General features: G+C 48.6%; 9 protein-coding genes, 1 tRNA gene and 1 rRNA gene. 2 read left to right on the top strand and 9 right to left on the bottom strand.

Features of this window, described 5'->3' with window-relative positions; all coding sequences use genetic code 11:
* Positions 1-43 precede the first annotated feature (43 nt).
* Positions 44-829, bottom strand: coding sequence for an SDR family oxidoreductase (locus AC2A06_RS06770; RefSeq protein ID WP_023492864.1), 786 nt, complete (start codon positions 827-829; stop codon positions 44-46).
* 588 nt (positions 830-1,417) lie between these two features.
* Here AC2A06_RS06770 and AC2A06_RS06765 point away from each other — a divergent pair.
* Positions 1,418-2,020, top strand: a complete 603-nt coding sequence (locus AC2A06_RS06765) for an MFS transporter (RefSeq protein WP_484379796.1) — start codon at positions 1,418-1,420, stop codon at positions 2,018-2,020.
* 54 nt (positions 2,021-2,074) lie between these two features.
* Positions 2,075-3,523: an FGGY-family carbohydrate kinase gene (locus tag AC2A06_RS06760; RefSeq protein ID WP_484379795.1), complete on the top strand. Its 1,449-nt coding sequence runs from the start codon at positions 2,075-2,077 to the stop codon at positions 3,521-3,523.
* 93 nt (positions 3,524-3,616) lie between these two features.
* Here AC2A06_RS06760 and AC2A06_RS06755 read toward each other — a convergent pair whose 3' ends face one another.
* From AC2A06_RS06755 to AC2A06_RS06720, 8 genes are all read right to left on the bottom strand, one after another.
* Positions 3,617-4,213 carry a glycerol-3-phosphate responsive antiterminator gene (locus AC2A06_RS06755; protein ID WP_473196626.1) on the bottom strand — a complete coding sequence of 199 codons (597 nt, stop codon included), beginning with the start codon at positions 4,211-4,213 and terminating at the stop codon, positions 3,617-3,619.
* Between the two features lie 154 nt (positions 4,214-4,367).
* Positions 4,368-8,051 (bottom strand): methionine synthase, encoded by a 3,684-nt coding sequence (metH, locus tag AC2A06_RS06750; protein WP_484379794.1) that lies wholly within the window; start codon positions 8,049-8,051, stop codon positions 4,368-4,370.
* Positions 8,052-8,409: 358 nt separating this feature from the next.
* Positions 8,410-10,179 carry a bifunctional isocitrate dehydrogenase kinase/phosphatase gene (gene aceK, locus AC2A06_RS06745; protein ID WP_484379793.1) on the bottom strand — a complete coding sequence of 590 codons (1,770 nt, stop codon included), beginning with the start codon at positions 10,177-10,179 and terminating at the stop codon, positions 8,410-8,412.
* Positions 10,180-10,307: 128 nt separating this feature from the next.
* Complete coding sequence (aceA, locus tag AC2A06_RS06740) at positions 10,308-11,615, bottom strand: isocitrate lyase (RefSeq protein WP_484379792.1); 1,308 nt, start codon at positions 11,613-11,615, stop codon at positions 10,308-10,310.
* Positions 11,616-11,812: 197 nt separating this feature from the next.
* Positions 11,813-13,411 carry a malate synthase A gene (gene aceB / locus AC2A06_RS06735; RefSeq protein WP_484379791.1) on the bottom strand — a complete coding sequence of 533 codons (1,599 nt, stop codon included), beginning with the start codon at positions 13,409-13,411 and terminating at the stop codon, positions 11,813-11,815.
* 404 nt (positions 13,412-13,815) lie between these two features.
* Positions 13,816-14,745: a homoserine O-acetyltransferase MetA gene (metA, locus tag AC2A06_RS06730; protein ID WP_023490328.1), complete on the bottom strand. Its 930-nt coding sequence runs from the start codon at positions 14,743-14,745 to the stop codon at positions 13,816-13,818.
* A gap of 211 nt (positions 14,746-14,956) precedes the next feature.
* Positions 14,957-15,072: ribosomal RNA gene (gene rrf / locus AC2A06_RS06725) — 5S ribosomal RNA — on the bottom strand.
* Positions 15,073-15,118: 46 nt separating this feature from the next.
* Positions 15,119-15,194: transfer RNA gene (locus tag AC2A06_RS06720), tRNA-Thr, on the bottom strand.
* Positions 15,195-15,204: the final 10 nt, after the last annotated feature.

Below are 15,204 nucleotides of genomic sequence, written 5' to 3'. Positions count from 1 at the left end.
ATTAAGAATATAAACACCCAATTAAATAAGAACCACCCTTAAATTAACGTACCAAGTAACCACCATCGACAACCAACAAATGACCATTAACATAATCTGAAGCACGACTGGCTAAAAATACCATTGCCCCCATCAGGTCCTGCGTTTCCCCCCAACGATTGGCTGGAATATGATCAAGTACACGTTTATTGGTTTCAGGGTTTTTACGGGTTTCCGCTGTAATATCGGTCGCATAATACCCAGGTGCAATGCCATTCACTTGAATATTATATTGACCTAATTCATCACAATAGGCCTTGGTGAAACCGGCCAGCGCATGTTTGGTCGCCGAATAGGCGGGTGACCACTGCCCCCCCAAGTAAGAGAACAGTGAGCAGATATTAATTATTTTCCCTTGTTTTCTTGGGATCATCACTTTTGCTGCTTCATAACTTAATTCAAATGCGGCAGTCAGGTTAATATCAATCATTGGATCCCAATCTTCTCGGCCAAAATCCAATACTTTATTCAACTTACAGATACCTGCGTTATTCACTAGAATATCCACAGTACCGAAGGTTTCCAGGCATTTGGCGATCACTCGGGCAGGGGCGCCTTTTTCCGTGATATCCACCTGCATAAACTCAACCTTAACACCTTGCTGTTCAATGAGTTCACGGGTTTCGCCTTTATCCATGATAAAGCTGGGTATAAACAAATTGGCCCCCGCCTTGGCTAATGCCATGGCAAATGCCTGCCCCAAACCACTGTTGCCGCCAGTGACAATGGCGGTTTTACCTTTCAATGAAAAGAAATCTAATGAGAACTGATTTAAGGCGTTTAATGACATGATGTTGCCCCTTGGTCCGAAAAAAACGCAAAAAAAAGAGAAAAGCAAGCTCCCCTGCACTGGGCAGAGAAGTTACTTTTCTCATCGTCTCTAGTAACTGAGAAAAAAGTAACACACCCCATCACTATTATTCCGTGACACTAATCACAATTTCATTTTATTGCTAACATTACTCATATTAAGCAACAAGATACCCTAAATTTTTTGAGTGATACGTCGATAAAAAAAACAAAAATCATTAGATAAATAGATAATAGCCATGATGACATCCACTTTATCATAAACCTTGGTGGATAATGGGTATAACCACTGATTCTCATCAGATTAATCGGGTGGATTACTGCGCAGTCAGATTTAAATAAATTGGTCTCCTGTTGTTTTGTGATAATTCTCACAGATGAATGGAATGCCAATGTGTTATTTATGTCGGCAGTTACTGAAAGAGACGAAGAGAAAAGTAACTTCCTGCTTGGCGGGGAGCTTGCTTTTCTCTTTTTTTGTTTAATTAGATTTACCCAGTGAATGTCAACATGCAGTATGAAGCGTATCAATGACAAAAATCAGGGTATATTGACGCGGAACTTTACGATGGAAAAATCTAATTCACACCGTTGGTTAACGCTGGCAATAATAAGTATCAGCGGTGGCGTAAGTTTCGGTCTGGCCTACTTGCGTTATATTTATCAAATCCCCATGGCTAAATTTATGGGGTTCTCCAGTAACGAAATGGGTCTCATCATGAGTACCTTTGGTATCACCGCGATTATTCTCTATGCCCCTAGCGGGGTGATTGCCGATAAATTCTCCCATCGAAAAATGATGACCTTTACCTGTTATGCCTCACGCGGGTTGTACTTCGCCTGTATCGGCGAAGCCAGAACACCGAAATACATTGTTGGTACCACCGTGGGTATCTGCTCGGTTATCGGCTTCCTGCCCGATGTGTTTGTTTACCCGGTCATCGGCCATTGGCAAGACACGCTGCCTGCCGCAGAGGCCTATCACAATATGTGGTTGATGGGATTGAGTGCCACCTGTCTGGTGGTGGTGTTTACCTTCCTGCTGTTTAACAACATTAAGAGCGTCGATAACAAAAATACCGTGGAACAACCCGTGACCGAGTCGTTTTATCTATACCGGTCACCTCAAGTTGCAGGCAGTCAGCCACCCCGTGATCCCCACAATGGGTGATTCACGCAGCTAACTCCTAACTTCATGCATCAAAGAATATCAAGGAGTTGTAACATGAAAAGCCAGTACCTAATGGGTGTAGACGTAGGCACCCAGAGTGCGAAAGTGGTTATTTTTGATCTGGATGGCAATGTCATCTGTGAAGGAAAGCAGCAACTACGCAAGATGGATATCCCCGCTCCCCTGTTAGCGGAGCACCCAGATGACGACTTGTGGGACTCGCTCAAGGTGGCATTCCGCCGTGCCATGCAGCGTTTTGGGGAACGGGGCGGCAAGCTGCAAGATATTCTGGCGATGGGGATCTGTATCGTCCGCTGTTGCCGCGTATTGCTGAAAGAAAACGGTGAACTGGCCTATCCGGTGATTAACTGGATGGATAAGCGCCTGAACAAACCTTATGAATATATTGATGCTTATCAGGGCGTGCGCTATGTGACCACCACTTCGGGTTATATTACCCATCGCCTGACCGGGGAGTTCAAAGATACCTGTGCCAACTACATTGGTTGGTGGCCGATGGATAATGATACGCTGGACTGGAGCACCGACCCTGCCGTCTGGCAAAGCTGTAATCTGGCCCGTGACCAGGTGCTGGATGTCGTGAAGCCCGGTGAAGTACTCGGTTATGTTACGGAACAAGTAGCACAACAGCTGGGTATCCCTGCGGGTATTCCGGTGGTTGCTACCGCCCATGATAAAGCGGTCGAAGCGCTTGGTGCCGGATCATTAGAGGAAGGGGTCGCGCTGATCTCCCTGGGTACCTATGTTGGTGCCATGGTACACGGCCACGCCAACGTGAAAGACGCACAGAACTTCTGGCCGTTCCAGGCATCAATCCCTGGCCGTTATCTGTATGAGTGTATGGGTGTACGGCGTGGCATGTGGACCATCAGTTGGTTCCGCGATCAGTTTGGCGCCGCCGCTCTGTCGGATGCTCATGATGCCGGGACCAGTATTGAGGAGTTGTTAAACCACGAAGCAGAACGGGTTCCCGCAGGTTGTGAAGGCTTAATCACCGTACATGACTGGGCTCCACCATCAGAAGCGGAATTCCGCAAGGGTGCCATGATTGGTTTTGATGGCCGTCATACCCGCGCCCATATGTACCGTTCCATGCTGGAAGGTATTGCCTTTACCATGAAAAATCACATGGATAAGATGGCACAAGAACTGAAAATACCATTCAAACGCCTGATTATTTCTGGCGGTGGTGCCAACAGTGATCTGTTTATGCAGATTTTTGCCGATGTGTTTGGCGTTCACACCTGCCGGAATATCATGAAAGGGTCAGCCGCTGTGGGTTGCGCTATCAACGCCGGGATGGCGGTAAATGTTTTCGATGACTATCAACAAGCGGCCGAGAAATTGGTACGCATGGGGGACAGCTTTGAACCGAACAGGGATAACCACCAATTCTACAATCAGTTGAATCAGCAGGTGTATCAGCAAGTGAACAAACATCTGGATCCCTTGCTGCAGGCACTGAGTCCATTAGTGGATTAACAGATAATTGAACGTTAGGGCGCACTATCGGGCTGCGCCCTAACCCAATGTTCAAATAAGAAGGTTTTAAATAAGCAGATTTCAAATAAACAATCAGCAACCTGAAGGCTTACGGGATGACAGGGGTAGCTTCAGTTTCCACACATCATGATTGGTCGTCGCGACCGCAATCGCCCCGGCAGTTAATGCCGTTCGTGCATCATCTTCATCACAGACCAGACCACCGGCAATAATCGGCAAATCAACTTTCTCGGCCACCCATCCCAACACCTTGGGCATACAGCCCGGCAGGATCTCAATGCAATCCGGCGTCGATTGCGCCACCTGTTTATCGATATTGTGGAAAGAGATGGAGTCCATGATAAAGAGCCGATGAATGGTATAAAAACCGTGCTGACGCGCCGCTTTCACCATCGACGCTTTGGTACTGATAATGCCATCCGCGGCAGTGACAATTTTCAGGAAATTGATCACTATCTCCTTATTGGAACTCCCTTCCAGCAAATCGACATGCACAAAAGCATATTTACCAGCCTCTTTAATCTGCTGCACGATACGGCCAATATTACAGATATTGCCGTACAGTACCGAGATAATCTGGCAGTCCGACTTCACCGCAATCTGCAGACTTTCATTATCTTTTACCGCTGCAATCACTGGGTGCAGCGTTAACAGCTCAACAATAGACACAGTAGGCGTTCCCTTGGATAAAATCTGCTTTAGCATCTGCGTTACAGGCTTCCCTATCTTGCGGGAAAAGCAATAATCATACGCTCAACAAGCCTGCAGCTTGAATGATGCCGGGTAAAACCCCAAACTGATTCAAGTTGCAGGACAAGGTAAATCAGTTATCCGTATCATAACCCAAATTCGGGGCTAACCAGCGTTCAACCTCACTGAGCGACATTCCTTTACGCTGCGCATAGTCTTCCACTTGGTCACGCTGAATTTGTGCCACCGCAAAATATTTGCTCTGCGGATGGCTGAAATACCAGCCGGAAACCGCTGCCCCTGGCCACATGGCAAAGGATTCAGTTAACTTCATACCCGCATGATGATCCACATCCAGCAGTTGCCAGATCGCTGCCTTTTCGGTGTGTTCCGGGCAAGCAGGATAACCCGGCGCTGGGCGGATACCTTGATAGTTCTCACGAATTAACTCTTCGTTTGTTAAATTTTCATCCGCCGCAAAGCCCCAATGCAGTTTACGCACTTGCTGATGCAAATACTCAGCAAAGGCTTCTGCCAAACGATCAGCCAAGGCTTTTACCATAATTTTGTTATAGTCATCATGTTGAGCCTCATAGGCCGCGGCCAGATCATCTTCCTCTAGCCCCCCCGTCACGGCAAAGGCACCGATATAGTCAGCCTTACCGCTACTTTTCGGCGCAACAAAATCCGCCAGACAGTAGTTCGGGAAATCGGTTTTCTCCGTTTGCTGACGTAGATGACGGCTGACCACCAGCACCTCTTCACGACTTTCATCACGGTAGACTTCCACATCATCACCCACGCGGTTAGCAGGGAACAGGCCAAAAACACCTCGCGGATTGAGGCTGCCTTGAGCCGCCAGGCTATCCAGTAGTTGGTTGGCATCCTGATATAAGCGCTTGGCCTCCTCCCCGACAACATCATCTTGCAAAATACGCGGATATTTACCGGCCAGTGACCAGGTCATAAAGAATGGCGTCCAATCAATATAATCACGTAACGTATGAATATCCGCTTCTACAGGGAATACACCCAATTGATTGGGTACCGGTGGCTGGTAACTTTGCCAATCGAGCACCATGGCGTTATCGCGCGCGTGTTGTAGGCTGACCGGTGGCGTATGCGATTTTTTACGCCCATGCTGGATACGAACCGTTTCATACTCTTTACGCGTACGGGCAACAAACTCCTCACGCTGATTATCCGACAGCAACGCCGCTACCACCCCAACGGTACGTGAAGCATTCTGCACATAAGTTGTCGGCCCACTGTAGTTTTTTTCGATCTTCACCGCGGTGTGGGCTTTAGAGGTGGTAGCCCCGCCAATCAGCAATGGCAAGGTAAAACCCTGGCGTTCCATCTCTTTCGCCACATTGACCATCTCATCCAACGAGGGAGTAATCAGGCCGGACAGGCCAATAATATCCACCTGTTGTTCTCGGGCAGTTTTCAGGATTTTGTCCGTTGGCACCATCACACCCAGGTCGATAATTTCGTAGTTGTTGCATTGCAGCACCACACCAACGATGTTCTTGCCAATGTCGTGGACATCCCCCTTCACGGTTGCCAGCAGGATTTTCCCCGCTGTGGTCCCCTTCTGTTTGCTGGCCTCAATATAAGGCTCAAGGTATGCCACCGCTTGTTTCATCACACGGGCAGATTTAACCACCTGCGGCAGGAACATTTTCCCCTCACCAAACAGATCGCCCACCACGTTCATCCCAGCCATCAGTGGCCCTTCGATCACCTCAATCGGACGATCTGCTTGCTGACGTGCCTCTTCCGTGTCTGATTCAATAAATTCAGTGATTCCCTTGACCAAGGAGTACTCCAGCCTTTTACCCACCGGCCAGCCACGCCATTCCGCCTGCTGTATGGCGACTTCCTGGTCTTTTCCACCACGGTATTTTTCTGCCAGATTCAGTAAACGTTCAGTGCCATCTTGCCGACGGTTAAGCACCACATCTTCTACTGCGTCGCGCAGTTCTGCACTCAGATCGTCGTAAATCGCCAACTGACCTGCGTTAACAATCCCCATATCCATGCCATTACGGATGGCGTGGTACAAGAACACCGCGTGGATCGCCTCACGCACCGGATCATTGCCACGGAAAGAGAATGAGACGTTGGAGACACCACCAGAGATCATCGCGTGGGGCAGATGGGTTTTAATGTCGGCACAGGCTTCAATAAAATCGACGGCATAATTGTTATGCTCTTCAATCCCGGTGGCGACAGCAAAAATATTGGGGTCAAAAATAATATCTTCCGGCGGGAAGCCCACACGCTCGGTCAGGATCTGGTAAGCGCGGCGGCAAATCTCGAACTTGCGTTCACGGGTATCCGCTTGACCGACTTCGTCAAACGCCATCACCACCACCGCTGCCCCATAGCGACGCACCAACTTGGCGTGCTGGATAAAGGCATCCTCACCTTCTTTCATTGAGATCGAGTTAACAATCCCTTTGCCCTGAATACATTTCAGGCCTTTTTCGATCACACTCCATTTGGAAGAGTCGATCATAATCGGCACCCGAGCGATATCAGGTTCGCCGGCAATCAGGTTAAGGAAGCGCTGCATCGCCATTTCAGCATCGAGCATCCCTTCATCCATGTTGATATCGATGATCTGAGCGCCGCTTTCCACCTGCTGGCGCGCCACATCCAGTGCCTCGTTGTATTTCTCTTCTTTAATCAAGCGTTTGAAACGTGCTGAACCGGTCACATTGGTCCGTTCCCCCACATTAACAAACAGCGAGTTAGCATCAATATTCAGCGGTTCCAGCCCAGACAAACGGCAAGCCACCGGTAATACAGGCAGTTGCCGTGGTGGCACATTTTCCACCGCTTTTACCATCGCCGCGATATGCGCAGGCGTGGTGCCGCAACAACCACCGATCATATTCAAAAAACCGGACTGAGCCCATTCACCAACCTGCTGAGCCATGGCGTCAGGATCAAGGTCGTATTCGCCAAAAGCATTGGGTAAACCCGCGTTTGGATGGGCTGTCACATAGCTTTCGCAGATACGCGCCAACTCCGCCACATACTGGCGCAGTTCATCGGGGCCGAGTGCACAGTTAAGACCAAAGCTCAATGGGCGGACATGACGTAGCGAATTATAGAACGCCTCCGTCGTCTGGCCGGAAAGGGTGCGGCCAGAAGCATCGGTGATAGTGCCGGAAATCATGATGGGTAAAGTCACCCCCAATGCTTCAAGCTCGGTTTCTACCGCAAAGGCCGCCGCTTTCGCATTCAGGGTATCGAAGATGGTTTCGATCATGATCAGATCGACGCCCCCTTCCACCAGTGCGCGGGTTGACTCACGATAAGCCGCTACCAGTTGATCAAAAGAAACATTGCGATATGCCGGGTCATTCACATCGGGTGAAATAGAGGCAGTGCGATTGGTCGGCCCCAATACACCGGCAACATAGCGCGGCTTCTCCGGGGTACGTGCACTCCATTCATCGGCACAAGCACGGGCCAACAACGCCGCTTGATAGTTAATCTCGGCAGACAGTGACGCCATGTGGTAGTCCGCCATGGCAATACTGGTGGCATTGAAGGTATTGGTTTCCAGGATGTCAGCCCCGGCGGCCAGATAATCATGGTGAATCGCCGCAATCAATTGCGGTTTGGTTAACACCAGCAGATCGTTATTGCCTTTCAAATCCGATTGCCAGTCAATAAAACGCTCGCCACGATAATCCTGCTCTTCCAGCCGATAACTCTGGATCATGGTCCCCATACCGCCATCCAACACTAAAATGCGCTGTGCTAACTGCTCACGCAGTTGTTCCACTCGATTTATCACTGTAGCCCCTTGATACCCGGTGATTCACCCAACTATTTATTCCCTTCATCAATCAAACTGCAAAGGCAGGGTTTGCCCCATTACAGCTTAAAAATGAAGGGTCTGACATCCTAGCACAGGTTTTGTTGGCAAAGATGCCAACAGATATTGAGAGTTTTTCAGGTTGGTTAGTCAACTGGACAAATAAGGGAATAAGAAGATTGCAGCTGAGGCATAAAATTTCATACTTCAAGAGGCGGTGGTGTTAGCTCCGCCCTGATACTCTGCTCTTCCTGAGCCCCCTTTGCGAACAACGGTCAAAACGCATAGGGTTTTGTCTAGTCACCCGAATTATTTTAACTATGCCCCTCACATCCCTCTAAGTAATCCCACCTGTTAGCGGTTTTCCTACTTTATCGGCAGGTAACCGCTGGCTGAATCGCCGCTTTTTACGATAGGCAAACACATCTTCAACATGGCCTTCCCTGATACGTTGCTGCAGCCTACGCCAGTAATCCGCAGTGAACAGATCACTATGCAGCTCCTCAAACACTTGGCGAATACCTGGGTCACCACAGAGGAAATAGCGGAACTCTTCAGGGAAAACATCGTTTGGGGCGATGCTATACCAGGGTTCACTCGCCAGCTCATCTTCCGGGTAGCGTGGTGGGGGGATATCACGGAAATTCACCTCGGTCATGTAACAAATTTCGTCATAGTCATAAAACACCACCCGTCCATGACGCGTCACACCAAAGTTCTTGAACAGCATATCCCCGGGGAAGATATTGGCCGCTGCCAGTTGTTTGATGGCATTGCCGTACTCTTCGATGGCATCATGCATCTGCTGCTCGTTGGCCTGCTCTAGATAGAGGTTCAGGGGCATCATCTTGCGTTCCATATATAAATGGTTAATCACAAAACGATCACCCAGATCTTGCAGTTTTTCTGGCACCTCACGCTGTAACTCCGCCAACAATTCTGGGCTGATACGGCACTTATCGACCACAAAATTTTCATATTCCTGTGTATCGGCCATACGACCGACACGATCATGCTCCTTAACCAATTGGTAGCAGTCGCGGACACGCGCTTGTGTCACCTCTTTCTGTGGTGCAAATTGGTCTTTGATCACCTTGAATACCCGATCAAAGGTGGGCAATGTAAACACCAGCATCACCATGCCTTTCACCCCAGGAGCAATAATAAACGGCTCCTGAGACTGTGCCATAAACGTCAGATATTCACGGTAGCATTCCGTTTTGCCATGCTTCTGGCAGCCAATCGCCATATACAGTTCAGCGGTGGTTTTGCCCGGCAGAATTTCCCGTAACCACTCAACCATCGCCGCTGGCAACGGGGCATAAACCATAAAGTAGGAGCGAGCAAAGCCAAATACGATACTGGCTTCCGTTTTGCTGGTCAGGCAGGTGTCAATAAACAGCGCACCAGAATCACTATGATGAATAGGTAACAGAAATGGATAGACCTCATCAGCCAATCGCAACTTACCCACCAGCCAGGCCGCTTTATTGCGATAAAAGAGTTCATTCGCTACCTGAAACGTCGCCCCAGCCAATTGCGGTGAATCGAAGGTTTGTAATAACGATTGCGTAATAGCGTGAATATCCCGAGGCAAGTCCTCCCAGGGTAAGCGCAGCGGCAAGTCAGTCAGCAGACTGTGCAGCATGGTGGGCAGATCGCCGTTGGGAATAAAATCGCGGGCAAGTGGCCTGGGGATATCGCGAAAACGCCTTTCAGGCTGTGAGCTGAAAATAAACAGTTTATCCGGTGTTAAATCCCGGTGTTTGAACAAGCGGCAGTAAACCGAGTTAAAAAAGCTCTCTGCAATCTCAAAACGTGGGTAATCGGGCAACAACTCGGTATAGACGGCTTTGATCCGGTGGAGTAAACCGACATCCTGCTGGTAATCACTTTTGCTCACCATGCATTGCAGTTGCTCCACCACCAGACCCACATGGTGATCATAAAGATGGATGCGTTGCTTCATGGCCTGTTGGATGGCGGGCCAGTCAGCCTGTTCAAAACGCTGCTGTGCTCCCGCAGTGACTTCAAGGAAGCGACCATATTGTGCATCAAAGCCCTGCAGGATGGTCTGTGCAATCAATCGTTCCGGTTTTGCTGCCATCTTGACCTCTGCCATCAACCCGTGGAACCGGGCCTGAGATACCAGGCCGTTGATCTAGCCAAATTCATTCAAGTTGCAGCCAATAGCGCCGCAACTCGAATTATTTTGGGCATAAACCGTCAGATAAATTAGAACTGTTGCTCCTCAGTAGAACCGGTCAACGCCGTCACCGAAGAAGCCCCGCCTTGAATAATGGTGGTCACTTTGTCGAAGTAGCCTGTCCCGACTTCCTGCTGATGTGAAGCAAACGTATAGCCACGCGCCACTGCCGCAAACTCTGGCTGTTGCACCTTCTCGACATAGTGTTTCATGCCTTCACCCTGTGCGTAGGCATGTGCCAAATCGAACATGTTGAACCACATGCTGTGAATACCAGCCAGCGTAATAAACTGATACTTATACCCCATCGCTGACAACTCATCCTGGAAGCGGGCAATCGTCTGGTCGTCGAGATTTTTCTGCCAGTTAAAGGATGGCGAACAGTTGTACGCCAACAATTTGCCTGGGAATTTGGCATGAATAGCATCAGCAAAACGTTTGGCAGCAACCAGGTCCGGCGTTGAGGTTTCACACCACACCAGATCAGCATAAGGGGAATAAGCCAAACCACGGCTGATAGCCTGCTCAATCCCGGCGTGAGTCCGGAAGAAACCTTCCGCAGTACGCTGACCGGAGACAAAGGCGCGGTCATAGGGATCGCAATCTGAAGTCAGCAAATCTGCGGCATCAGCATCAGTACGAGCAATTAACAGTGTGGGTACACCGAGAACATCAGCCGCCAAACGTGCTGCAACCAGCTTTTGCACCGCTTCCTGTGTCGGAACCAGCACTTTGCCACCCATATGACCACACTTCTTCACGGCTGCCAGTTGGTCTTCAAAGTGTACGCCTGCCGCCCCGGCCTCAATCATCGCCTTCATTAACTCAAAGGCATTCAGTACCCCACCAAACCCAGCTTCCGCATCCGCTACAATCGGCAGGAAATAATCGATATAGCCTTGGCTACCTGGCTCGATTTTATTCGACCACTGGATCTGATCAGCACGGCGGAAAGTATTATTGATACGCTCAACCACTGCCGGAACAGAATCCACCGGATACAGAGATTGATCCGGGTACATGGCAGAAGCGGTATTAGCATCTGCCGCTACTTGCCAGCCAGACAGATAAACCGCTTCCACGCCGGCTTTTGCCTGTTGTAACGCCTGACCACCGGTCAACGCCCCCAGGCTATTGACGTACCCTTTACGGGATTTGCCATGTAACAGCTCCCAGAGCTTAGCCGCGCCGTTTTGCGCCAAGGTATAGACCGGATTAACCGAACCGCGCAGATTAACCACATCTTCCGCGCTATAAGGGCGAGTAATGCCTTCCCAGCGTGCCGATTTCCATTCCTGTTCCAGTTGTTGAATCTGTTGGGTACGAGAAAGCGTCATAGGTTCATCCTCTAATTGTGCGGTGGGGTTCAACAAAGCAATTTACCGGTCACCATTCAAGCTATTGGAACTTCACTTCCCCCCTTTCAATGGTGACTTGAATGAGCCGGCATTATCAGCAGCATCAGTTTGCAGGGTTGAGTACTGGAGAACATCGCACTCAACCCTCTCCAAAATGGCAGACCGAATGACCGGTTTCAGGCCAGTAATTCGTAACCGGGTAGCGTCAAGAAATCGATCAATTCATCTTGTGTCGTAATTCGTTCCATTAAGCGGGCCGCCTCTTCAAAACGACCGGCGCTATAACGTGCTTCACCCACTTCCTGACGGACAACTAACATCTCTTCTTCCAGCATTTGGCGGAACAGTGCCTTAGTCACCTGTTGACCATTGCTGAGACTCTTCTGGTGGTGGATCCACTGCCAGATAGAAGTCCGAGAGATCTCGGCGGTCGCCGCATCTTCCATCAAACCATAAATCGGTACACAACCATTACCGGAGATCCAGGCTTCAATATATTGCACCGCGACACGAATATTGGCGCGCATCCCCGCTTCAGTACGTTCACCATCACAAGGTTGCAATAATTCAGCGGCGGTAATCGGGGCATCATTTTCACGCAGCACGTCCAATTGATTCTGACGTTCGCCCAGGATACGGTTAAAGACCTCCATCACCGTATCGGACAACCCGGGATGAGCCACCCAGGTGCCATCATGGCCATTGTTGGCTTCCAGTTCTTTATCTGCTCGGACTTTACTTAAGATCACTTCATTTTGTGCTGGGTCTTTACTGGGGATAAACGCTGCCATCCCCCCCATCGCAAAAGCGCCGCGTTTATGGCAGGTCTTAATCAGCAAACGTGAATAAGCACTGAGGAAAGGTTTGTTCATGGTAACGGACTGCCGATCGGGCAATACGCGATCACCATGATTCTTCAATGTTTTTATATAGCTAAATATATAATCCCAACGGCCGCAATTTAGCCCGACGATATGGTCACGTAAGTGATACAAGATCTCATCCATTTGAAATACCGCAGGCAGGGTTTCGATCAACACCGTGGCCTTGATGGTGCCGCGTGGTAACTTGAAACGATCTTCAGTAAAACAGAAAATGTCACTCCACCAAGCAGCCTCTTGCCAGGTCTGGGTTTTCGGCAGGTAGAAATAGGGGCCACTCCCTTTGGCTAATAGCTGACGATAGTTATGGAAGAAATAGAGAGCAAAATCGAATATCCCCCCCGGAATAGCCTCCCCCTGCCACAACACATGTTTCTCTGGCAAATGTAAGCCACGCACACGGGCAATAAGTACCGCTGGGTTGGGTTTGAGTTGGTAACGTTTACCGTTTTCATTGGTATAGGAGATGGTGCCATTCACGGCATCACGCAAATTGATTTGCCCATCAATGATTTTTTCCCAGCTTGGAGCTAGAGAATCTTCAAAGTCGGCCATAAATACTTTGACGTTGGCGTTCAGGGCATTGATCACCATTTTACGCTCAACGGGGCCAGTAATTTCTACTCGGCGATCAAGCAAATCACTGGGGACACCGCGGATTTTCCAGTCGCCATCACCATGAGCACTCATGTCTGGCATAAAATCGGGCAGCTCTCCCTGATCAATCTTTTCCTGCCAACTGGCGCGCGCAGCCAACAATGGGTTACGTTGGGGAGTAAATTTCCTCACGAGCTCAGCCAAAAATTCAACGGCTTCATCGGTTAATATTTGTTGTTCTGCTGTCTTGAAGGGCTGGGTAAAAGTTAACTCTGAACCTACCATCTGTTGCGTCATTATATTTTCCTTACCTTCATGACACCCATCACTACTGGGCTGGTGAAGTTGGCGAAGTTAATGTTGTCGGAAATAGCAGCAATTTAAGGTGAAAGAAGGGTCTTTTATTGGTTAGATATCATGCTAAACATGTCAAGAATAACCAATAATGTTAAAAAAACAAAACTGTTTTCATCTTTTTGTTAGGAATTTTATTAATCATTTGTTATTAAATGATTAAATTACCCATCTTGCGTAACATCTATAGACATCGATAGTTTTATCGACAAATACTACTTATCAAATTGTTTTTTAATAATTTTTGTTAAGAATATTCGTATTGATGAACGGAGTAGAACAAGGTAGGCAAGCGCAGGAGTCCCCTCCTGCAACGTTAATGATAGCGGATATAGCAGAGAACAGGATTACTCAAGGGTAGGATTCATGTGACGCAGATCAAACGGTGTGATCTGGTAGACGCAATAGTTCAACCAGTTGCAAAACAGTAAATGACCATGGCTACGCCATGAGGCGATTGGGGGCAGTTGCGGGTTATCTTCAGGAAAATAGTTCCATGGTACTACTGGGTTGAGGCCAGCATTGAGATCTCGCAAATACTCGTCTGCCAGCGTTAATGGATCATATTCTGGGTGCCCGGTAACAAATGCCAGGCGCTTATCGGGGCTTGCAAACAGATAGGCACCAGCGAGCTCTGACTCAGCCAGAATATCCAGATCAGTATACTGGCGGATAATATGGGTAGGGAAATCAGCGTAACGTGAATGCGGGGCTAGAAAAGTCTGATCAAATCCCCGGGTCAATAAGGCATGCGGTTGCAGCGTTTGGTGCTGATAAACACCAGAAAGCTTAACTTCTCGCGTTAGCTTCGGAATACCGTAGAGAATGTTCAATGCTGCTTGTACTGCCCAACAGACGAAAAGCGTAGAAGTGACGTGATCCTTAGCCCAGGCAATAATACGCGCAATCTGTGGCCAATAGGCAACATCACAGAAATCCACTAACCCTAAAGGCGCGCCTGTAACGATCAATCCATCAAAGTTATCTTCCTGAATATCTTCAAAATTACAGTAAAAATTATTTAAATGCTCTGCCGGCGTATTCTTCGATTCGCGGCTATCAATGCGCAGCAGTTGAATATCGATTTGTAATGGGGAATTAGAGAGTAAACGCAGAAACTGATTTTCCGTTTCAATCTTTTTTGGCATCAAATTAAGGATTAATACCTTGAGTGGCCTGATTTCCTGTGTTCTTGCACGAGAAGATGTCATCACAAACACATTCTCATTACGCAAAAAATTAACTGCAGGTAGTTCATCAGGAACACGAATCGGCATTGCTTAATCTCCAGGCACATCCGTTTATACGTTTAGACTTCTAGATGCCTGAAGATAGCGTTTTTTCTGCATCATGTCGAGTGTTCAACAGAAAGGTGAAAATGTTTCATCACCAGAGACGGGATCACATCCCCATGCTCGGGTAGAAAAGCTATAACCAATAAAGCAAAAAACCCCATGCTTACGCACGGGGTTCTTGGCTTTATTTGATGCTTGGCAGTGTCCTACTCTCACATGGGGAGACCCCACACTACCATCGGCGCTACGGCGTTTCACTTCTGAGTTCGGCATGGGATCAGGTGGTACCACCGCGCTATTGCCGCCAAGCAAATTCTTTTAATTCTTGTTTGCCGAACTAACTTTACTAATAAAGTGGTGCTGATACCCAGAGTCGAACTGGGGACCTCACCCTTACCAAGGGTGCGCTCTACCAACTGAGCCATATCAGCACACAAATTG

The organism is Serratia sp. HNCC26DJ244 (genome assembly GCF_057180565.1).
This window is presented reverse-complemented; position numbering and strand designations above follow the sequence as displayed.